Below are 20,523 nucleotides of genomic sequence, written 5' to 3' on the forward strand. Positions count from 1 at the left end.
ATGCCGTTCACCGTGTCACCGGAGCCCTGTGGAGAGTGCTGTTGAACGAGCGGCTGGCTCAACGGTTGTCATATGCGAAAAGTATATTGCACCCTGCGGAAAACGGCTGAGATGGGATGGAAGGAACGATCGACCATATCGAGATAGAAGCTAGCGACGCGGACGAAATGGCAGAATTCTTACAAACACTCGGATTCGAGATTCACCGTGAAACCGAGCACCACGGGAAGTCATACGAACTCAAACCCCCGAACTCGGACCAACCGCTCTTCGAAATCCACACGGTTGAGGGTGAGGAGGTACCGGGAATCAACCACATCGCGTTCGAATCGGACCAGGTCGAATCCCTCGCGGAAGAACTCCGGGAGGACGATGTCGACCAGGTCAGCGATCCGTACTACGTCGAGGCCACCGGGCGTACGATCGTGAATTTCAGGGATCCCGACGGCCGTCGGTTCCAGGTCGTCTCCTCCGAAGAGTAACAGCATCGACGAGAGCGGAGTCGAACCGACAGGAACGAGTCTCGTGGTGGAAGAGTAACCGCCCCTCCCACGGGCCTATCGTCGCTTACTCCGGATCGACTGCGAGGTACTCGTCGTTGATCGATTCACCACGAAGGAGTGCGAGCGTGTTACCTGCGAGCATGTTGATCCCTCGCTTCCGGTAGTCCTCGGTCATGGCTGCGACGTGTGGCGTGGTGATGACGGTATCCAGTTCGTGGAGGCGGGAGTGAGACGGCAGCGGTTCCGTCTCGAAGACGTCGAGACCGGCTCCAGCAAGCCGTCCATTGCAGATCGCCTCGATCAACGCGTCCGTATCGACGATGGGTCCCCGTGCGGTGTTGACGAGGATTGCGTCGTCCTGCATCGCATCGAACGCACCTTCATCGAACGTCCCACGCGTCTCGTCGGTGAGTTCCGCGTTTACAGAGATGAACTCGCTCTCGGAGAGGAGGCGCTCGAACGTGACGAGTTCCGTATCGGTGAGCTCCGACTCGATTTCCTGCACGTACGGATCATACGCGATCGTGTGGACACCGAACCCCGAGAGGAGCTTTCCGACTCGGCGTCCGATGTTCCCGTAACCGTAGATGCCAACCGTCTTTCCGGATACCATCGTTCCCAGTGGAGCCGTATCCCGCCAGTTCCCATCCCGAAGAAGCGCCTGTGTCGGTCCGACCTTTCGCGCGACGGCGAGGAGGAGGGCAACGGTGTGTTCAGCGACCGAAAGTGCGTTCATTCCGGGCGTATGCGTAACGACGACTCCCCGTTCACTGGCCGCCTCAAGGTCGACGTTGTCGATGCCCGTACCCAGTTTTGCGACGACACCGAGATCGGTCTCTGCGAGGACCGATTCCGTGACCGACAGCCGGGAAGTGGTGAACAGGACGTCCAGACCGTCTAGTGCGTCGATCAGCGCCCCTTCGCTCGCGTCGATTCCAATCTCGAGATCGATCTCCGGTGTGACTGCGTCCCGCAGGATTTCGTTGGGCTGAACGTCCTGATCGGCGATCGCGTGCCACGAACTCATGCTCGGTTCTCACAGGCCAAGGATAGTATATATTCCCCTTCGTTCGTTTCTCCTCTACTGGATCCGCCTCAGCCGATCTCGAACCGCCCGCTGAACGGCCCCGAATTCGCTCGCGATGCGGACGATCTGATACCCATCCTCAATCGCGCGAGCAGCAGCGTCGGGGTCGCCTTCGATACATCCGACGGGGACGCCGGCGTCGAGGCTTCGGGACCGTACCTCCGCGATCCGCCGCTGGAACTCGGGGTCGTCCTTCTCGAAACCCATCTGCACGGACAGATCCGACGGGCCGACGAAGGTGAACCCGAGTTCGGGCACCGATAGGATCTCGTCGAGGGTATCGATTGCACTCGCCTTCTCGATCATGACGCCGACACACACCTGCTCGTCTTCGGTTTGCAGGTATCGGTCGGTGTTACGCCACGTGTTCGTGCGAGCAGTGGAGTTACCTCGCTCGCCCGGCCCGTCCTCGTACGTATACCGCGCAGCCTCCACACACCGACGAACTTCAGCGGCGGTGTCGATCCGCGGGACGAGAACGTTCCGGACGCCGGTGTCCAGTACTTTGCGCACGAGTGCCGGATTCGGTTCCGGAATACGGACTAACAACTCCGTGTCGACGAGTTCGGCGGCACGTGACAGGTTCTCGAGAGCGTGGCTGTCCCATGGGGTAGCGCCGTGATGCTCGTAATCGAGCCACACGAAGTCGAGCCCGAGTTCGCCGTAGAGTTCGACCAGGCTCGGAGCGAACGTGTCCGCGCTCGCGCCCAGAACGACGGTACCCTCTTCTAGCTTGGTCCGGAATGAGTTCGTCTGATCCATTTACGTAGCCTCCTCGTTATCGGATTAGTATAGGTATTTGGGAAGAGCCAGCAACCACCGGATAGGCTCTCGTTCGATGGGAATGCCCGGCTGAGGTCCCACGAACGTCCCTGGTCCACACGACGGCGTGTATCGGGAGTGGAGAGGGCGTTGGACCAATGGAAGCACGTCGTCCGCTCGGGAGGAGCGCTTCGAGGGAACCCCCCACTGAGACACGGTGGACTCGAGGTTGAACGGAGCTCGGGCTAAATCCATCGAATGTATTTGAGTACATCAACCAGTACAGTTATAGTGACTCATCATAGAGGCTGAATCGCAATACCATGGCAGAGAATGACGGTTCACAGGGGCAGGTGCACGATTCGCCCAGTCGTCGGTCGGTCCTTGCCGGCGGTGCGACGCTCGCAGCAAGCGGGATCGCTGGCTGTATGGGTGGCTCAGGTAGTACGGACGGAGGCGGTTCCAGTGACCTCACCGAGATCCACATGTTGAACCTAGAGGGGTCGATGTTCGTCCCGGTGTTCTTCTACGGACGGGAACAGAACCTCTGGGAAGATCGCGGGATCGACCTCTCGATCGAGGTCGCAGGGTTCGGGAAGTTCTCACGAACCTTCTCGGAGGGGCTCGCGACCGGGCTCTCCCCGCTGTCATCGCTTCCGATGGCGGGGAACCTGGCGGGCGATACGTCCGTCAAGTGTTTCGGCCAGACGATGAACTTCATCAACCAGTGCTTCGTTCAGGCCGATTCCGACATCCAGGAGCCCGGTGACCTCGAAGGAATGACAGTCGGCGTTCCCGGTCGGGGCTCGTCAACGACCCGATACTACATCGCGCAGTGGGCGGAACTGTACGATTTCGACCTGCTCGAAGCGCCGGCCGAGATCGTCGATTCGCCGACGTCGACGCTGTACAACTTCCTCGAAAACGACGAGGAGATCGACGCCGGGATCCTCTTCACTGGAGACACGATCAAGGCACTCGCGAACGACGACCTACGCTCCATCTACAATCCGGTTCCCGCGTGGAAGGAGGACCACGGATACCCGCCCTCGGTCACGATGTTCGGGGTGTACGACGAGTTCCTCGAGACGAACCCGGGCGTCGTGATGGACTTCTGGAACGGCTGGGTCGAAGCGGTGGAACTGTTCCGAGACGAGTTCGACCAGGCGATGAACCAGTATGGGGCAGTCGGGGGAATCGACCTCTCCTCGGACGGGGAAGTCGAACAGGTTCGCAGCCTGGTCGAGAACGGGCAGCTGTTCCCGACCGAGTGGAACGAGGACTGGATCGAAATGAACGCGAACCTCTTCGAACTCGTCGCACAGCACGGGGGGCTGGAGGCCGCTCCGGGAACGGACCAGTTCCGGACACACGAACAGATTCAGGAAACCTCATGAACCGCCGTCGGGAAGCAGGAGCTAACGCAACCAGATGACAACAAACGCTCGCTCAACGCGGTCGACGGTGACCGAGAGACTTCGTGACTCGCGGCTGTACCAGCCGAGTTTGATCGCGATCGCGCTGTTTCTTGGGGGGTGGCAGCTCGTCTCCCAATCGTTCGACCCATCCGTGTTCCCCGGGTTAGCACTGCTCGCGGATAACATATGGATGGTCCTGACGGAGGAGACCCAGTTCGGGTTCATCGAGAATCTGCGTCCCTCAGTTATCCGGATCGCGGTCGGGTTCAGTCTCTCTATGATCATCGGAGTCGTTCTAGGGACGAGCATGGGGATTTATCCCGTGTTCGAGGAGTACGTCACCGCCCCCGTGATGGCGGTAATGACGTTCCCCGCGGTCGTGTGGGCGTTCCTTGGTGTTCTCTGGTTCGGAATCACCGACTACGTCGTGTCGATATTCGTGATCACGCTCGCGGTGGCCCCGTACGTGGCAGTGAACATCTGGAAAGGGGCGGAAGCCGTAGACCACGAGATCGTCGAGATGGCGGAGACCTTTGAAGCGTCCCGCATCAGCAAGTGGCGGCACATCCACATACCGCACCTGCAGCCGTTCACGTTCTCATCGGCACGGCTCGCGTTCGCGCTCTCGTGGAAGATCTCGCTGATCGCGGAGGTGTTCGGCGCGACCTCCGGAGTGGGATACGTCGTCGACTACTACTTCCAGACGCTCCGGGCCGATATGGTCATCGCGTGGGCACTCCCGGTCATGATCGGGATGTTCCTCGTCGAGCGGATGTTCAAACGCCTGGAAGAGCGGTCGTTCGAATGGCGTCCCGAACTCGAGGAAAGCGCCGGACAGAGGCGATAACTATGGAACTCAAGATACGCAATCTCACGAAAACGTTTGAAGAGCCCAGCGGGGACCGACTTGTCGTCCTCGACGACATCAGCTTCCCCGTCGAAGTAGGTTCCTTCACGAGCATCATGGGCCCGTCCGGATGTGGCAAGTCGACGCTACTGAACATCCTCGCTGGGCTCCATACGTACGATGACGGGAAGATCGAGTGGGAGGGGAGTGTCGTTGATCCGGGGGATCTCCCGGTCGGGTACGTCTTTCAGGAGCCCCGTCTCCTGAACTGGCGCACCGTCGAGGACAACATCAAATTCGCACTCAACGCCCAGGGGGTTCCCGAGAAAGAACACGAGGATCGGATTCACGACGTCCTCACGACCGTCGGACTCGCGGACGAAAAGCAGTCATACCCACTCCGTCTCTCGGGTGGGATGCGACAGCGCGTCGGCATCGCCCGCGCGCTAGCCGTCGATCCGGATATCCTCCTGATGGACGAACCGTTTAGCGATCTCGACGAACTCACCGCACGAAATCTTCGCGACGACCTCATCGAACTCTGGCAGGAGACAGGAAAGACCATCGTCTTCGTGACCCACGACATCAGCGAAGCCGTCTACCTCTCCGATGAGATCAAGTTCCTGGACACGATGGGACTCCTGTTCAACGAGGTCAGCATCGACCAGCCCCGTCCACGGAAGCCGAACGACTCCGAGCTGCTCCAGATCGAGTCCGACCTCATGGACACGTTCTTCGCTCGGATGGAGGAGATCGACGCCAACGAGGCGATGACGCGGGACGACGAAGACGCCGAACGGACCTCACAGGCCGCCAGTTCGGGGGGCCCCGATGTCGTCTGAGACCGAACCAGGGGCAACGGCCCGGGGGAGCGCGCTCGGCCGGTCGCTTCCCGAAAACATCCACGGGAAGGCTCTCGCCCGCGGCAAGCAGATCCTCGTCCCGTTGTTCGTACTGGTCATCATGTGGCACGTCGGGGCGGTCCTGCTCAGAGACCCGACCCAGCTTCCCACTCCGGCCGCGACGTTCGCCCAGACGTACGAGGTCTTTACCACGACAGACTTTCGCGGGCTGACCGTCGTCCATCACCTCCAGCTGACGCTCCAACGGGCACTCCTGTCGAGCACCGTTGCGATCGTCCTTGCGATGGCCGGCGGTATCCTGATGTCGACCAACGAACTCTTCGAGGACTCCGTGGGCAGCTGGTTGCCGTTCTGGATGACGACGCCGACGGTTGTCATCATCCTGCTCGCGATGGTCTGGTTCAGTTTCAGCGAAACGGCAGTCTACTTCGCGGTCATCGTCGCGTCAACGCCGTTCGGCACGGTGAACATGTGGGAGGGTGCAAAGGACGTCGACACGAAACTGCTGACGATGGCTGATACTTTCGATGCGAGTTCGGCGAGTGTCTGGCGGCACATTTACCTGCCGCACCTCCTCCCGTATTTCTTCGGAAGTTACCGATACGTCCTCGGGATGGTATGGAAAGTCGTCGTGCTCGCCGAGGTGTTTGGGCTTTCCTCCGGGATCGGGGCGATGTTCCGGTACTACTTCCAGCAGGGGGAGATCATCATGGTCTTCGCCTACCTGATCCCGTTCATCGTGATCGTCCTCACGATCGAATACGGCGTGTTGAAGCCGCTCGAAACGTATCTGTTCCGCTGGCGGGACTAGCGCTACCGTTCCATCGAAGGCAGGTTGCGGTTCGACCTTTCCCTGTGGACCCGTTCAGATGTCGCTTCCGAACTCGTGGTACACCCGAAGGATGTCCGCGTTGGTCACGTCCGCGGGCCCGCCGTGATGACAGAGGACCGTATCGATCGCCAGGTCCGTTAGCCGTCCGATGGATTCGTGTGCCGTCTCGAGGTTCGGCGTCATTTCGAGGTTCGGCCCCCCGAATCCACCCTCGTTGTACAGCAAGTCCCCCGCGATGAGAACGTTCTCCTCCTCGAAGTAGAAGACGAGATGCCCCGGTGCGTGGCCCGGCGTGAAGATGGCCCGAAGCGGGCCTGCGTGGGTCCGGAACCGAGCGCCATCCGTGAGTTCGAGGTCGACGGAGACTCCCGGATACGGCTCCTCAGGGCGCTTCAACATTTTCACCTCACCACTAACGTACGGGGCGGCATACTCGTGTGTGACGATTTCTGCCTCCGTTCGTTCGGCGACGGGGGCGAGACATCCCAGGTGGTCGTAGTCCTGGTGAGTCAGGACGATCGTATGGACGTCCTCGTATGAGAATCCGTGCTCGGCAAGTGCATCAGCGAGGATGTCCTCGTCGCTGGGGCCGCCGACGTCGAACAGGAGGAGGCCACGGCGCGTCTCGACGCCGGTAATGTAGAACGTCCGTTCGTTTCCGAAGTACGTTGTTTCGACTGGGAAAACGTATACGTGGTCGCGTATCTCCATATCCAGACCTCTACAGCGAACTCCTTAACGGTTCTGTCATCAGTAATCTTCGGCCGTTCCGTGATCGTGTCCAAAAAATCAGTGTGTCCGGACGGACTGCCGAACACTCCCGCAAAAACAGAATGTCCACTGCTTGCGGGCGAGGACGGCAGTGATCTCCCGGGTCGCCCGACTGACGACGTTCTAACGTTGCTCGCACGCCGAACTGAGTCCGCTTTCGAGTAGTGTTCAAATAATCTGATTCCACGCGAAGACGAACGCTTACTGACCAGTTCTCGACGACCTGGTTTCGGCATGGATGGAAATATTTGAGAACCGTCTTGTTCGACGTTTTGGTTTTCAGAGAACACGTTTCCGCCGTCCCGATTCCCGCGGAATTCGTGCTGGAACGGAAGCCCGTACCAGTGTCAGGCTGCCTGCAACGACGACGTGCCGTCGACGAGAAAGACCGCGTCGTTGACGGGATATCTCGCGAAGTTCGGTCCGGACAGTTCGGTCGGGGGCTGTTTTTAGTCATGACTATTCGGCGTGGGACAACCGAATGGTGGTGGATTGACAGCGGCGTGCGGCCAGTATCGCTCGTCGTCGAGCGGGACCACGGTCTCGTCGACTGGGACGTGATCCGGATCAGTACCACCATTCGACCGTCGATCGGCGTACCGAATCCGGTTGTAAACGGGCGAGCGACGACGATCCACACTATACCTATCAAATATATGCTATATATGAATGGGATAGTTCTGCCGGAGATGGGACTCGGTGTCACGGCGACCTTCCACGATATGAAGAATATGATTACTGCATGGATTCAGTATATGTGGGCATCATTCGGTGGCAGTTCCTCGTCGATCACCGGATACAACAGGCGAACTATGGAAGGTGGAACCGATTTATGCAGCGGTCGATGAGTCGATCGATTCGTGATCCGACGGACTGTTCTCACACTCGGGACACCGCGTCGTGATGATCGGCACCCGGATCCGGGAGCGGACCCGCCGTCCTGCACCTACCGGTCGAACTCAATCTGCAGGGTTCGATACCCAGCGACCCTGGTCGCTGCTGGACACTGGAGTGCAATGAGCAGCGTATTTCGATGTGAGTAGTCGTGAACGCGGCTCTGGACGGCGAGCCACCGCTCGAACTGCTCGCTCGCTCTCGCATCAGAGATTCCGTCCACGAGTTCGTGTGCCCATGTTTCGATCGTGCTGTGCATCTCGTCGTCACGGTCGTCCGAGTCGGTGAACGAAACCGGTGCCTCCGGCTCGTCCAGTGTGGCGTCAGTGAATTTTGCAGGCATTTCTTTCTCGCTCCGCACCCATCGGGAGCGGATAAACTGGCTGTGCTACCTCACGGATACTGGCCTGTGATACGTCAGACACTCCTCCCCGTACTCTTCCATCTCGAGTGCTCGTAGCGTCAGGACGCAGGAACGTGTTGATCGAAACACAAGACATACTCAAAATACGATAATTCTCGGTTTATAATTTTTTGTGGGTATATAAAACAGCATATTCGCTTGTAGGTTCATTCTCGGATTAGCGTCCGTGGAGAGACTGTCTTCCGGAGGGAGCAACCGTCAATCGGCGAAGAATGATCGAAGAGACCGTCGAACTGCACCACAGCGACGAGTGAGTATTCACTCGAGGAGAGCAGGTGTGTTCCCCAGGCCTTTGACAGAGTTGTCATCAAGACTGTTCCCCCTGTTGTATCGGAGTACTGCGTTTTCCTAACGAAAGCTCAGTTCAGGTAGTGCCGTAGCATGACGAGAAGTGATTCGTTCTACTCGATCCCGAATGCTCTGCCACCATACATAATCCAAAATTCATAATAGTATAATGTATAACTAAATTTTTATGCTTCTGTGGATCCAGCGTCACCATGGCTCGACAATCGGCTGCTCCACACACAGCGCAAGCACTGGTAGTGCCTCGTGACTCGACGAGACGAACCATGGGGCAGCGATGAGCCACCCAAATCCTGATTGGAGGGGACGCCATACGGATTCGTATGAGATCCAGCCGAGGTCGGAGACGCGGTCGAGCCAAGATCGCGCTCGGACTCTCGATCCTGTTCGCTGTCGGCCTCGTCGGCTATTTCGCCCTCGCCGGGACGCCGGTCACTGGTATGCTCCTCGGAATCCTCGTGGTTGGGGCTGGTGGCTGGGAGTACCGCCGAACACTCCAGGACGTTCGAACCGCAGAGCGCTACGAAGCAGAGGCCGAAGCGAGCGCCCGAGAGGGTCGGCGCTAAGCGGCTGTCCAGAAAAGACGCGTATCGCGATGAACCCATTCTGGGGTGAGTGACACGCGCTTTTTATGACGGGGATCTATCGGAATCGAGCGTGGCCTCGATCGGGTCCCCCTCCTCATAGAGGTGACACGCCACACGTCGATCATCGGCAACGTCCCGCTTTTCCGTGAGCGGAGGGACCACCTGATCACAGACATCGCCGATGTACTCCGAGCAGCGATTCTTGAATCGGCAGCCGGTCGGAACGTCGATCGCGTCACCGACTTCGCCCTCGAGCTCGACACGTTCTCGGTCCGCACGCGGGTCAGGGACCGGGACGGCATCGATGAGCGAGCGCGTATACGGATGTTTCGGGTCAGTGATGATCTGTTCTGTTGGCCCCTGCTCGACGATCTTCCCCATGTACATGATCGCCAGTCGATCGCACATGTGCCGGAGGAGCGAGAGGTCGTGACTGATGTAGACGACGGAGACGTTGAACTCGTCAGTGAGCCGTTCCAGCAGCGAGAGGACGCCCGCCCGCAGGCTGACGTCGAGCATCGACACCGGTTCGTCGGCGACGATGAAGTCCGGATCGATGACGAGCGCCCGTGCGATGGCGAGCCGCTGTCGTTGGCCACCGGAGAGCTCGTGAGGGTACTGGTCGAAGAACTTTCGCGCCGGCGTCAGTTCAGCGAACTCGAGCGCCCGCTCGACCCGCGCCTGCTGGTTCGGAACGTCGTGGATTCGGAGCGGCTCGACGACGGTGTCATAGACCGTTCTGAGCGGATTGAGACTTTCGAACGGGTCCTGGAAGATCATCTGGGCGTTCTGCCGGAAGTCTGCTAGTTCCGACCCACTCTTCTGTGCGATGTCTTCGCCGTCATACGTGATCGAGCCGTCTGTCGGGTCGTAGAGCTTCACGAGCGACATCCCTGTCGTCGTCTTCCCACACCCGGACTCGCCTGCAATCCCGAACGTCTCCCCTCGGCGTAGTTCGAACGACACGCCGTCGACGGCGTGAACACGCCGAGGCTCACGGCCACGAACCCGGTTCATGACGTCCGTGAGGAGGCCACTCTCGACGTCGAAGTGTTTCTGGAGCTCCTCGACCTCGACGAGCGTCTCATCACTCATGGGAGATCCCTCCCAGCGAGCCGCCGTCATCCTGCCACGTCTCGGCTTGGTTTGCGACCGGCCGCAGCGCCGAATCAACGTCATCCGTGTGATGACAGTATGTTCGGAGCGACTCTCGCTTCTCCTCCGGTGGAGCGACCTCGGTGCACTCACTCGTGGCCATCGGACAGCGCTCCGCAAACCGGCATCCCATCGGTGGGTCATGGAGATCAGGTGGATGTCCGCCGATCGTCACGAGATCTTGATCCGCCATCTGAATGTTGGGGAACGCACTCTTCAGGCCGATCGTGTACGGATGATATGGCTGTTCGAATATCCGCTCTGCAGGGCCTTCCTCTGCGACTTTACCGGCGTACATGACGACGACGCGATCACACGTCTCGGCGACGACCGCGACGTCGTGTGTGATCACCATCATCGACGCGTTCGTCTCCAGCTGGATCTCGTTGATCCGTTTCAGGATCTGATCCTGCATGATGACGTCGAGCGCCGTCGTCGGTTCGTCTGCCAGGATGAGCGACGGTTCGAGGACCAGTGCCATCGCAATCATCGCTCGCTGGCGCATCCCACCCGAGAACTGGTGTGGATAGTCGGTCTGGCGGTCGCGGTCCAGCCCGACGAGGTCGAACATTTCGTCGATTCGATCCTGGGCATCAGTTTGGCCCATCGCCGGATGGTGGGTATCGATCGCTTCCATGATCTGTTCACGGATGGTGTAGACGGGGTCGAGCGCGTTCATCGCCGACTGAGCGATCATGGAAATTTCGTCCCACCTGAGTTCGCGTCGACGACGATCGGGCATGTCGGTAAGATCCTCGCCATCGAATCGGATTTCCCCGCCGTTGATGTAGCCGTTCGGGGGGAGGATGCCGATGATTGCCTTCGCCAGCGTGCTCTTTCCACAGCCGCTTTCACCAACGATCCCGAGATTCTCGCCGGCCTCGATATCGAAGCTGACGCCGTCGACTGCTTGTACTGTTCCCTCGTCCGTCTCGTAGTAGACTTCCAGATCCCGTACCTCGAGCATCGTCACTGTCGTTCACCTCCACACGGTGCCGTCACTTGATTCATTGTTCCACCTGGAGTTCAGGATTCACGATCTCCTCGTAGCCACGACCGATGAGGAACCCACTGATCACGACCAGTGCGATACAGATCCCGGGCGGCACGAACCACCACCACGTGCCTTCGGCCATCGCGCTGTACGAACGAGCACTCTGGAGCATCACACCCCAGGACACCGTTTCCGGGTCACCCAGACCGAGGAACGAGACGCCTGCTTCCGTGATGATGGCCCAGGCGATTGCAAACGAGCCGTAGAGGAACGACATCGGCAACACGTTCGGTGCGATGTGCCGGGAGATGATCCGCCAGTTGCTTGCACCGGACACCCGTGCCGCTTTCACGAAGGACCGCTCCCGAAGCGACAGGACGAGCGAGCGAATGACTCGGGCTGACGTCCGCCACTGGAGCAGGACGAACGCGAAGATGATGCTGTCGAGCCCGGGCCCGAGAACGGTGACGAGAACGATCACGGTCGGGAGCAGCGGAAGTCCGTAGACGAAGTCGACGAGCCGCATCAGCACGTCGTCGACGTACCCGCCGTAGTAGCCCGCAGTGAGCCCGACCATCGTCCCGATTCCCACCGTCATCAACGCGGCGATGAAACCGACGATGAGCGCCGGTCTGGCCCCGTAGATGAGCTGGCTGAAGATGTCGTATCCCTCAGCCGTCGTGCCGAGCAGGAATCCGCCCTCTCCTCCGAGGAGCGACGGTTCCATCCACTTTGCGATCAGGACCCCATCCGACTGGTACAGTCGTGCCGTCGGTTCATGGGGTGCGAGCAGAGGTGCGAATAGTGCAATGAGGATGAACGACGCGAGGACGCCCATCGCAGTGACGACGAGCGGGTCGTCAGTCAGGACCGCCCATTGTTGGCGAATCGTCTCCTTCCAGAGCCGGAGATTCCGACGCCACATGCTGACCGTTTCATCCGGATCGTATTCGTCGATGTCGTCGAAGATCGTTCGATCGTGTTGTTGGCTCATTGTGTTTAGTCGTACGTGACGCGCGGGTCGAGGATCCCGTACAGGAGGTCCGCGACGAAGTTCATGACTACTACTGACAGTGCAAGTACGAGGAACGTCCCCTGGGCGACGGGATAGTCCCGACGGAGGACTGCACGGATCATTTCCCGTCCGATGCCTGGCCAGCCGAACACCGTTTCGATCAGCACGCTCCCACCGATAGCGAATCCAATGGCGATCGCTGCTGCCGTCAGCACCGGGAGCATCGCGTTCCGTGCCGCGTGTTTGAACATGATCGTGCGATCCGACAGTCCCTTCGCGCGGCAAATCTCGATGAAGTCCTCTGAAAGCGTCTCGAGCATGCTGTTGCGCATGATCAACAGGGGGTATCCCAGATAGTAGAACGAGAGGACCAGCATCGGAGCGATGAGATGGTGGAGGAAGTCGGCCGAGAACACCATCTCGAGAAATCCTTCAGGCTCGGTGCCGATGCTCGTCATCCCACTCATTGGGATGACACCGAACTTCGCTCCGAACACCCAGAGGACGAGGATACCGACCCAGAAGCTCGGGATGCTTCGACCGACGAGTGCCGTCACCACGGTCGTCTTCTCGAACTGGGAGCCACGATACCAACCGGCGAGCACGCCCAGCGTCACGCCCATGCCGTACGCCACTATGAACGCAGAAAGCATGAGCACGAGCGTGTTCGGAAGATAGTTCACGAGGATGTCCGTGACGGGCACGTTGGTCGTGAATGAGCGGCCAAGGTTCAGCGTCGCTAGATTCTCCAGATAGCGGAGGTACTGCACCCAGAGCGGATCGTTCAGCCCGTAACTCTCGATGATGCTCTGTCTGACCTCCGGCGTCAGCTGGGGCGAAATGATGTAGGACGTCGGATCCCCGGGCATCAACCGGAAGAGCGCGAACAGAGCGGTCGCGATCGCCCAGATGGTGACGAAGAGCTGGATCGTCCGACGGACGACGAAGTTTGCTTTGCCCATCGATACGTATTACCTCCGGATTCGGTCCCGTGGTGCTGCATTGGGATCTGTCGAACACTCACCGAGACGGCTGGGCCGATCACGGATCGAACCGGGCGGTCTGATCGAGTCTGTGGAGAGCAAGGAACCCCTCACCATGTAACAGGGTACCGTAGCGCAAAATTGTACATAAATCCTTTGGTGTCAGCAACCCACTGCTGCGACGGCCCCGAGCGGGCACTCGTCGGTCAATCCGTCACACAGAGTGTCGCGGATATGCTGATTGCGGGTGTCGTAACGGCGTATGGGATCGTCGATCGATGTTTCTCACACGTTCCGGTCAGGGTTTCGCGAGCCGATCCGATTGCGGAGATCGTCTGAAGATCGGGAAGAGACACCTCAAGCAGCCCGTTTGTGACAAGCCTGTCACTGCCCTCGTGTCGGAGACGGTATCCCTCTTCGATCGGGAATCGGACCGTCTGTGAGGTACTCTCATCGTCGTACTCCGCAGGCGTCGTCTCCTCGATATCTTTGGCATACAGCGAACTCGGGGGAAGGCCACTCGCTCGCTTCGTCCGCGTGGCTTCGTTCCCGAATCGAGGCGTCCCGAATCGAGTCACACGCAGATCCATCCCATCCTGGAGTTCATCGAGAGACGCACCTCCGGGGTGGACGCTGAGATGGCGTGCATGGATCCGAGGCGGCTGGTCTAACCCGAGACTCGGAATGAAGTTTCCGGCAGGGTGAGCGTTTTCTTCGATCGCGGACGAGGTATCGTACATCCGATTGCGGACGACGCCGTTTTGAATCAACGAGACTGGGTGACACGGTCGTCCCTCCGCATCGTATGCCCGAGCCGCCCAGGACCCCGGTTCGACGGTATCGTCGACCGAGAGCAGAGCAGACGCGACCTGCTCTCCAGGTTCGATCGAGCTTGCACCGATGTATGCTGTATCGATCTCCAGATAGTGAGCAAGCTGATGGATGAGCTCACCCGCCGCGAGTGGATCGAGGATCACATCCACCGACTCGGTTCGGTCGACCGTGGTCGAGGGGGTGTCGGCGACCCGGCGTGCGCGTGCAGCGAGTCGGTCGAATCTGGGTGCAAGCGTCTCCAGAAACGAGCTGCCGCTCGTCGACCCGAAGTGGTCGCGAACGGGTTGACCGTCCGTCGGGACGATGACCGTGTCAGCAGACGCCCGTTCGGTGGTCGTACTGACGGCCGTTCCGTTGGTCGTCATCAGTACGGACTCAGCCAGTTCGTCGCGGTAGGTACTCCGAGTTCGTTCGACAGACAGGCCGTCTATCGCCGTCTGGATCGCGCGCTGGATGCGATCGACCTTCTCCTCGGTATCCACATCAGCAAGCGATGTGCTATCAGGTCCCCATCCAGGATGGCTAGCACACACGGTCGTTCCGGCGTCGACGGATGCGGGTCGTGACTGTGCCAGAAGCCTCGCTGATCGAATTGACCGTTCGATTTCGGTGTCGAGCTGTGATTCGTCCACCATCGTCGTATACCGATAATCGGCCGTACCGTCGGTGAACTGGCGCCACCATACGCCCGAATGAACTGTGTCAGTTTGCGTTCGAACACCAGCGTCCGTGATGACAGCGTCGGTCACCTCACGTGTGATCCCACCGACTTCGGCATATGACACGGCGTCATTCGATTCGAACCGGGACTGAACCCAGTCGACCGCGTCGATCACCGATTCATCCATTGGCGATGCTCGTAAGGCCACGCCGATATAGCTGTCCCCTTCTGCGTCTCGGCCCGATGACAGTTCATTCTCCGAACGAGCTCCCCGTGTGCTGGCCGGGCGACTCGAGATTGAGACGAAGCTCACCAAAAAACCTGGGAAACACTTATGCGGTCCCCAGCGACTTTTTCGGTCAGCCTCATGAGTAGAGACTACGTCGTCATCGGTGGCGGTATCTATGGCGCATACGTCGCGTGGGAACTGGCGAAACGAGATGAGGACGTATTGTTGCTGGAGAAACGGCAACTCGCGAACGAAGCCTCCGGTGGGCCGGGAAAACGTGGTGTCAGAGCGAACGGGCGAGACCCGCGTGAACTCCCGCTCATGCAGACCGCCTACGACATCTGGCCACGGCTTTCCGACGAGATCGGCGAATCGATCGGGTACGAACGGGTCGGCGGTCTCGAACTCATCGAGCGTTCCGTCCCGGAGCTTCACGCGTCATCGCTGCAAAGTGCCCCCGCACAAGTGTGGCTGCAACGCCAGTATGAGATTTCTTCGAAGATCTTGAGCAGAGAGGAAGTCATTCAGAAGGAGCCGCACGTAAGTGATGCAGTACAGGGGGCGATCTACTGTGAGAACGATGGCGTCGTCGATCAGACCGCGGTGACACGGGCAGTCGGTGCGGCTGCTGCCCGCGAGGGCGCAGAGATTCGAGAAGGTGTCGCAGTCGCTGGACTCGACGTGAACGAGCAGCAGGTGACGGCGGTGCGAACTGATGACGGAGAGACGATCGAAGTCGGCGATACAGCACTGCTTCTTTCGAATAGCCACGCACCGGAGTTCCTGAAGCGAGAACTCGACATCTCCCTTCCCGTGTGGAACTTCCTCCCACAGGTTCTGCTCACCGAACCGGTCGAAGAGATGCCCATCTCACACCTGATCGGCCATTCGCACCGGTTGCTCGCAATGAAGGGACTACCCGATGACAGGCTCATGATCACCGGCGGCTGGCCTGCAGAAGTCACTCACGGTGGCGACGGGGTCGGTCGGCCCATCCCCGAACAGGTAGAACAGAACTTCGCCCAGGCCGAGGCGGTCTTCCCCGATATTTCAACTCTCGAAATCGACGAGATCGCGACCGATCATCTGGAATCCTGCACGCTCGATTCGCTTCCGATCATCGACCAGTATCCCGCCGCGAAGAACCTGATTGTGGCCACCGGCTGGACCGGACACGGATTCGCGATTTCGCCGGCGGTCAGCGAACTGCTCGCACAGTGGGCAGCGGAGCATCAGCGACCATCGTTGCTGCGTCCGTTTTCGCTGCAACGGTTCACCGGACGCCGCCAAGGCGCTCCAGAACCGACTGAACCGACGGCCGAGAGTTCAGTCTGAGCAACGAGCCGAGCCCGCAATTCTCCCAGGTCCGTTCCGGAGTCGTGAATAGTCGTTGGCAAACAGGCCGCTCATTCCAGCCAAGACTGTCCCCGCCTGGCGGTAGCGGCTCCGGTCAAGATCGGAATCAGTAGGGTGCCAGGAGTTCAGTTCGCTGCGATCGTGAAACCGTCCGACGTCGGTTACTGATCGCTCGTGTCCGTGCGGTCGTCGAACCAGCCGACGATCCGTTCGAGTCGATCAATGACGTGTGCCGGTTCTCCCCCTCGAGAGAGTTCGTGTCCCTCCCGTGGGTACCGAACGAACTCAGTGTCGACACCGCTCCGTTTCAGAAACGTGAACAGCATCTCGGCGTTATTGATCGGCGCAACGTAATCCTCCTCACTATGCAAGAGCAGCGTCGGTGTCGACACCTCGTGAGCGTGCGCGACCGGTGAGCGCTCCTGATACAGTTCGGGGTCTTCCCATGGCGTGGCGTCGAGTTCCCATTCCATGAGTTTGTGGCAGGTCGATGAGCCATCGAAACTCGCCAGGTCGTAAACCCCGCGCTGGGCCACGGCGCCCGCGAACCGATCCGTGTGACTGACGATCCACGCCGTGAGGTAGCCGCCGTAACTGCCACCGGTGACGAAGAGTGCCTCCTCGTCGACGTACTCGTGCTCCACGACGACGTCCAGCCAGGTCATGATGTCACGATAGTCGATCCCGCCCCAGTCACGTTTGATCGCTTGCATGAATTCCTGCCCGTAGCCGGTCGAGCCATGTGGGTTACACCAGCAGACGACGTAGCCGGCCGCAGCAAGCGTCTGGAACTCGTGCCACATCGTCCCGCTCGTGGTCCACATCGCGTGTGGACCACCGTGGACTTCGAGGATGAGCGGATACGTCCCGTCGGGATCGAACCCGGGCGGCGTCAGTATCCAGCCTTGGATCTCCGTTCCATCCTCGGCTTCGAACCTGAGTTCTTCCGGTTCCGAAAGACGCCGCTCATCGAGGAGTTCGCCGTTAGCCCGCCTCACGCGATCGAGTTCGTCGTCGGCTTCTGCTGCGTAGTAGAGATCGCCCGGTGAGTCCCACTCCGATTTGAGCAGGCATACGCCGTTACTGGACACGTCGAACTCGGTGATCGTCCCGGTTGCACTCCGTGCGACTTCGGTCGGATGCGCCGTGTCGTCTCCTTCAGTTGCGAATAGGGTGTACCCCCCTGCGTCGGGGACGACGAAGTACACTCGTTCCCCAGATGGGTCCCACTGGATCGAGGTGCTTCGTGCCACTGTCCGATTGAGTGACTCCGTGACCACCGTCGTGTCACCGGTCGATCTATCGAGGACGGCGATCTGGGTTTGCCGCATCGACCGGTTTTCTGTGGGGCCGTAGGTGTACGCAAGTCGGGCGGGCGTTGCTGCCAGGTCCGGGTACCACGCGTCTGCCTCCGTTATCGAGTCGACGACAGTCTCCACCGTATCCGTCCTCACGTCGTGAGCGATGATCTCGTGTGTCCGGTAGTCGGTTTTCCGTGTGTAGTAAAGCGTGTCATCGTCACCCCACTCCGGACAGGTGTGGTCAGTCGCTTCGGTCGTGAGTCGACTGACCGATCCCGAGTCACGGTCAAGCAGACACACCTGCGTCCGGGACTCGTCGAAATATCCCTCCGACCCGCGATAGATCGTTCGGGAAATCACTCGCGGATCAGGTGAATTACCCGAATCGGCTCGGACACCGGGACGACCATCGCCGCTGGGAGCCGACTTCGGGTCGACCCGCTGGATGAATGCGATCGTTTGTCCGTCCGGAGACCATCGCGGGGTCGATACCGCGCCGTCGACAGCCGTTACCTGCTCGATGGACCCGCTCGTAGCCGAATAGATCCAGAGATCAGCACCCGGTTGCTCCGAAGCCGTCGACGCGACGGCGAGGTGGTCTCCCGATGGACTCCAGCGGAGTTCCCGTTCGGCACCCTGCGTGAGACTCACGCGTTCACCGTCCGCACCTGACGTCGTATCGATTCGAAGCGAGGTCTCGTAGGCGCGATCCGACTCCGGACGTCGTTCGATGACGGCGATTCGGTCCCCCTCCGGCGAAAACTGCGGATTCTGAAGCATCCGCAGATCGGTGTAATCAGCGGCTGTAACGCGGTTCATCTACGGGTCTGACTGATGGAGAGGGGTGATAAATAGATTATGAAGGGTCGAATCGTTGATGCATCACCGAAGAACGGCGATGAAGGTGAGCGAGCTTAATTCGACGGTGCGTGGACGAAGCCGTCGTCGTCCCACGTGTAGCCCGCTTCCTCGAGGCGCGTTCGTCCATGATCGACACCCTCCTCGAACTGCTTGACGTCCGGATTGTAGTACTGGCCGAACGCCGGCGAGACGAGGTTGTCCGCGATTTCGGGCAGGCCGTACTGGATCTGTTCGACGATCGGCGTTCGCGGAATGCTGTTCACGATCGCCTGTCGGACAGCGACGTCATCGAGTCCGGACCGTCGCGTGTTGATCGCGACTTCCCAGAATCCGGTGCCCGGCATCGTCACCACGCTGATGTCCTCAGCGCTCCGGTTGTTATCGAGCTGGCTTCCGATCCGGCTGAACGGCAGGTAGTTGAGGGTACCCTCTCTGAGCATCTGCCAGCTCGTCGAGGATTCCGGGATGATCTGCCAGATTCGCCGGTTGAACTTCGGAGGCCGCCAGTGAGCGTCGTTACTTTGGAGGCTTAGTTCCGTGCCCTGATCCCAGTACTCGACTTGGAACGGGCCACTCCCGACGGGCTCGCTCACGGCGGTGTTCAGGGGATCGTCCCGCGTTTCCCAGATGTGTTTCGGGATGATCGGCAACTGTGAGGAGAAGATCGCGTGAACCGGACCTGGCGGGTCCGAGAACGTGATCCGAACTTCGTTTTCTGACAGCACCTCGGTGCTCTCGACACGCTCCCAGCGTTCCTTGTACACCGGGACCTCGTGTTCGGCCATGTAATCGAGGGTGAACGCGACGTCCTCCGCGGTGAGCGGCTCCCCATCGTGCCATTCGTGTTCGCGCAGCGTGAACTCCATCACGTCGCGAGACGGTCGATTCCAGTCGGTAGCGAGACTCAACTTGGCAGAGGGCTCGAAGTTCTCGTCTAATCTGACCAGCCGATCATAGAGGACCTCGAACGTCCGAATCCGCTGGGCTTCCGTCTGATGGCTCAGGACGTTCAATGACCCGATCGTCTGTGGCCAGGCCCCGCGCAACTCCCCGTCCTCGTTGTCGACCTCGATCGAGGTCATGTTGTAAAAGGAGTTGTAGTTGAACTTGGTCGGGTGATCGATCCAGCCGCTCACCTGGCTGTTGTTGTACGCCATGATGAACGGCATCCAGTTGATCGGGTTCGTCGGGCAGTCCCGGGTGACGATCCGTTGGATTTCGTGGAGAACATCGGCCCGCTCGCCCGCGTCAGTCAACTGCCCTTGCTCTTCCAGCAGCGGATCAAGTTCCGCGTTCTCGTACCCGGTGTAGTTTCCGTTCCCCGGATCCGTGTTGTCCGAATGGAAAAAGCGGGGCATTCTGAGCCCCGGATCCGCGAGCGTCCGTCCCCACGTGGCCAGGTCGAAATCGTGTTCGCTCAAGGCCTTCGTCACGAGCGTCCCCCACTCGAACACCTGAACGCTCACGTCGAGCCCCAGCTCCGTCAGCTGCTCGCCGATCAGGTTGATCGTGTCGTGCCGCGCGGGGTTGTAGTCCTGCGGATTGTTCAAATAGAGGTACTCTGGGAGCTTCTCGCCCGAGTCGGCCGACGAACTCCCGGATCCACTCTCATCCGGTGACCCCGATTGGTCCCCATCACCCGAACAGCCTGCCAGCACGGCCGTTCCGAGTGTTCCGCCCGTTCCCGCCGTTAACTGGAGAAATCGCCTGCGGTCGAACTGGCCGGGCGACTGGTCGTCATGGGGCATGCTGTCTTTCGACATGGAGCAGAGTATTCAATCAGCACCACTTATATTTTTCCCTCTCACGCCCAGTATTCCGACGCGGGCAGGCGGCATTC

At 59.7% G+C, this 20,523-nt stretch carries 17 protein-coding genes and 1 pseudogene; 7 read left to right on the plus strand and 11 right to left on the minus strand.

Annotated elements, in window-relative coordinates; all coding sequences use genetic code 11:
- The first annotated feature begins 116 nt into the window (after window positions 1-116).
- Window positions 117-482 carry a VOC family protein gene (locus RJT50_RS14905; RefSeq protein ID WP_313692351.1) on the plus strand — a complete coding sequence of 122 codons (366 nt, stop codon included), beginning with the start codon at window positions 117-119 and terminating at the stop codon, window positions 480-482.
- Between the two features lie 85 nt (window positions 483-567).
- On the opposite strand, the gene RJT50_RS14910 is transcribed toward RJT50_RS14905, so the two are convergent.
- Window positions 568-1,530 (minus strand): hydroxyacid dehydrogenase, encoded by a 963-nt coding sequence (locus RJT50_RS14910; RefSeq protein ID WP_313692352.1) that lies wholly within the window; start codon window positions 1,528-1,530, stop codon window positions 568-570.
- A gap of 54 nt (window positions 1,531-1,584) precedes the next feature.
- Window positions 1,585-2,352, minus strand: a complete 768-nt coding sequence (locus RJT50_RS14915) for an HpcH/HpaI aldolase family protein (RefSeq protein ID WP_313692353.1) — start codon at window positions 2,350-2,352, stop codon at window positions 1,585-1,587.
- A 485-nt stretch (window positions 2,353-2,837) separates the two neighbouring features.
- Between RJT50_RS14915 and RJT50_RS14920 the strand changes: the two genes are divergently transcribed.
- Genes RJT50_RS14920 through RJT50_RS14935 form a run of 4 tightly spaced genes read left to right on the plus strand, consistent with a single transcriptional unit; the run spans window position 2,838 to window position 6,291 of the window.
- Window positions 2,838-3,749, plus strand: a complete 912-nt coding sequence (locus RJT50_RS14920) for an ABC transporter substrate-binding protein (RefSeq protein ID WP_313692354.1) — start codon at window positions 2,838-2,840, stop codon at window positions 3,747-3,749.
- Between the two features lie 34 nt (window positions 3,750-3,783).
- The gene (locus RJT50_RS14925) at window positions 3,784-4,617 is read left to right on the plus strand and encodes an ABC transporter permease (RefSeq protein WP_313692355.1); all 834 of its coding nucleotides are present in this window, start codon (window positions 3,784-3,786) and stop codon (window positions 4,615-4,617) included.
- Window positions 4,500-5,459: an ABC transporter ATP-binding protein gene (locus RJT50_RS14930; RefSeq protein ID WP_313692356.1), complete on the plus strand. Its 960-nt coding sequence runs from the start codon at window positions 4,500-4,502 to the stop codon at window positions 5,457-5,459. The genes RJT50_RS14925 and RJT50_RS14930 overlap by 118 nt, the downstream gene beginning before the upstream one ends.
- Complete coding sequence (locus RJT50_RS14935; RefSeq protein ID WP_313692357.1) at window positions 5,449-6,291, plus strand: ABC transporter permease; 843 nt, start codon at window positions 5,449-5,451, stop codon at window positions 6,289-6,291. Before RJT50_RS14930 ends, RJT50_RS14935 begins: the two co-directional genes overlap by 11 nt.
- 54 nt (window positions 6,292-6,345) lie before the next feature.
- Here the strand turns inward: RJT50_RS14935 and RJT50_RS14940 are convergent, their stop codons facing one another.
- Complete coding sequence (locus RJT50_RS14940; protein WP_313692359.1) at window positions 6,346-7,023, minus strand: MBL fold metallo-hydrolase; 678 nt, start codon at window positions 7,021-7,023, stop codon at window positions 6,346-6,348.
- 908 nt (window positions 7,024-7,931) lie between these two features.
- Window positions 7,932-8,320, minus strand: a pseudogene (locus RJT50_RS14945) (DUF955 domain-containing protein); the annotation flags it as partial.
- A gap of 710 nt (window positions 8,321-9,030) precedes the next feature.
- On the opposite strand from RJT50_RS14945, the gene RJT50_RS14950 reads away from it, so the two are divergent.
- Entirely contained in the window at window positions 9,031-9,273 is a 243-nt protein-coding gene (locus RJT50_RS14950) for a hypothetical protein (RefSeq protein ID WP_313692361.1), read from the plus strand.
- Between the two features lie 63 nt (window positions 9,274-9,336).
- Here the strand turns inward: RJT50_RS14950 and RJT50_RS14955 are convergent, their stop codons facing one another.
- The 5 genes from RJT50_RS14955 to RJT50_RS14975 all read right to left on the minus strand — a co-directional run bounded on the left by RJT50_RS14955 (window position 9,337) and on the right by RJT50_RS14975 (window position 15,123).
- The gene (locus RJT50_RS14955) at window positions 9,337-10,389 is read right to left on the minus strand and encodes an ABC transporter ATP-binding protein (protein ID WP_425499738.1); all 1,053 of its coding nucleotides are present in this window, start codon (window positions 10,387-10,389) and stop codon (window positions 9,337-9,339) included.
- The gene (locus RJT50_RS14960) at window positions 10,382-11,422 is read right to left on the minus strand and encodes an ABC transporter ATP-binding protein (RefSeq protein WP_425499688.1); all 1,041 of its coding nucleotides are present in this window, start codon (window positions 11,420-11,422) and stop codon (window positions 10,382-10,384) included. The genes RJT50_RS14955 and RJT50_RS14960 overlap by 8 nt, the downstream gene beginning before the upstream one ends.
- Before the next feature lie 34 nt (window positions 11,423-11,456).
- A complete protein-coding gene (locus RJT50_RS14965) occupies window positions 11,457-12,437 on the minus strand; it encodes an ABC transporter permease (RefSeq protein WP_313692362.1) in 981 nt (326 codons plus the stop codon).
- A gap of 5 nt (window positions 12,438-12,442) precedes the next feature.
- The gene (locus RJT50_RS14970) at window positions 12,443-13,420 is read right to left on the minus strand and encodes an ABC transporter permease (protein ID WP_313692364.1); all 978 of its coding nucleotides are present in this window, start codon (window positions 13,418-13,420) and stop codon (window positions 12,443-12,445) included.
- A 227-nt stretch (window positions 13,421-13,647) separates the two neighbouring features.
- Entirely contained in the window at window positions 13,648-15,123 is a 1,476-nt protein-coding gene (locus RJT50_RS14975; RefSeq protein ID WP_313692366.1) for a metallopeptidase TldD-related protein, read from the minus strand.
- 180 nt (window positions 15,124-15,303) lie between these two features.
- On the opposite strand from RJT50_RS14975, the gene RJT50_RS14980 reads away from it, so the two are divergent.
- Window positions 15,304-16,500: an NAD(P)/FAD-dependent oxidoreductase gene (locus RJT50_RS14980; protein WP_313692368.1), complete on the plus strand. Its 1,197-nt coding sequence runs from the start codon at window positions 15,304-15,306 to the stop codon at window positions 16,498-16,500.
- A 182-nt stretch (window positions 16,501-16,682) separates the two neighbouring features.
- Here the strand turns inward: RJT50_RS14980 and RJT50_RS14985 are convergent, their stop codons facing one another.
- A complete protein-coding gene (locus tag RJT50_RS14985) occupies window positions 16,683-18,641 on the minus strand; it encodes a S9 family peptidase (protein WP_313692369.1) in 1,959 nt (652 codons plus the stop codon).
- Between the two features lie 95 nt (window positions 18,642-18,736).
- Window positions 18,737-20,446 (minus strand): ABC transporter substrate-binding protein, encoded by a 1,710-nt coding sequence (locus RJT50_RS14990; protein ID WP_313692370.1) that lies wholly within the window; start codon window positions 20,444-20,446, stop codon window positions 18,737-18,739.
- Between the last annotated feature and the right edge of the window lie 77 nt (window positions 20,447-20,523).

This window comes from Halobaculum sp. XH14 (genome assembly GCF_032116555.1).
Taxonomy (GTDB): Archaea; Halobacteriota; Halobacteria; order Halobacteriales; family Haloferacaceae; genus Halorarum; species Halorarum halobium.

Coding starts and splice junctions, on each gene's coding strand:
- RJT50_RS14905 (WP_313692351.1), top strand. CDS start 117: ATGGAAGGAACGATCGACCATATCGAGATAGAAGCTAGCGACGCGGAC.
- RJT50_RS14910 (WP_313692352.1), bottom strand. CDS start 1,530: ATGAGTTCGTGGCACGCGATCGCCGATCAGGACGTTCAGCCCAACGAA.
- RJT50_RS14915 (WP_313692353.1), bottom strand. CDS start 2,352: ATGGATCAGACGAACTCATTCCGGACCAAGCTAGAAGAGGGTACCGTC.
- RJT50_RS14920 (WP_313692354.1), top strand. CDS start 2,838: ATGTTGAACCTAGAGGGGTCGATGTTCGTCCCGGTGTTCTTCTACGGA.
- RJT50_RS14925 (WP_313692355.1), top strand. CDS start 3,784: ATGACAACAAACGCTCGCTCAACGCGGTCGACGGTGACCGAGAGACTT.
- RJT50_RS14935 (WP_313692357.1), top strand. CDS start 5,449: ATGTCGTCTGAGACCGAACCAGGGGCAACGGCCCGGGGGAGCGCGCTC.
- RJT50_RS14940 (WP_313692359.1), bottom strand. CDS start 7,023: ATGGAGATACGCGACCACGTATACGTTTTCCCAGTCGAAACAACGTAC.
- RJT50_RS14950 (WP_313692361.1), top strand. CDS start 9,031: ATGAGATCCAGCCGAGGTCGGAGACGCGGTCGAGCCAAGATCGCGCTC.
- RJT50_RS14955 (WP_425499738.1), bottom strand. CDS start 10,389: ATGAGTGATGAGACGCTCGTCGAGGTCGAGGAGCTCCAGAAACACTTC.
- RJT50_RS14965 (WP_313692362.1), bottom strand. CDS start 12,437: ATGAGCCAACAACACGATCGAACGATCTTCGACGACATCGACGAATAC.
- RJT50_RS14970 (WP_313692364.1), bottom strand. CDS start 13,420: ATGGGCAAAGCAAACTTCGTCGTCCGTCGGACGATCCAGCTCTTCGTC.
- RJT50_RS14975 (WP_313692366.1), bottom strand. CDS start 15,123: ATGGATGAATCGGTGATCGACGCGGTCGACTGGGTTCAGTCCCGGTTC.
- RJT50_RS14980 (WP_313692368.1), top strand. CDS start 15,304: ATGAGTAGAGACTACGTCGTCATCGGTGGCGGTATCTATGGCGCATAC.
- RJT50_RS14985 (WP_313692369.1), bottom strand. CDS start 18,641: ATGAACCGCGTTACAGCCGCTGATTACACCGATCTGCGGATGCTTCAG.
- RJT50_RS14990 (WP_313692370.1), bottom strand. CDS start 20,446: ATGTCGAAAGACAGCATGCCCCATGACGACCAGTCGCCCGGCCAGTTC.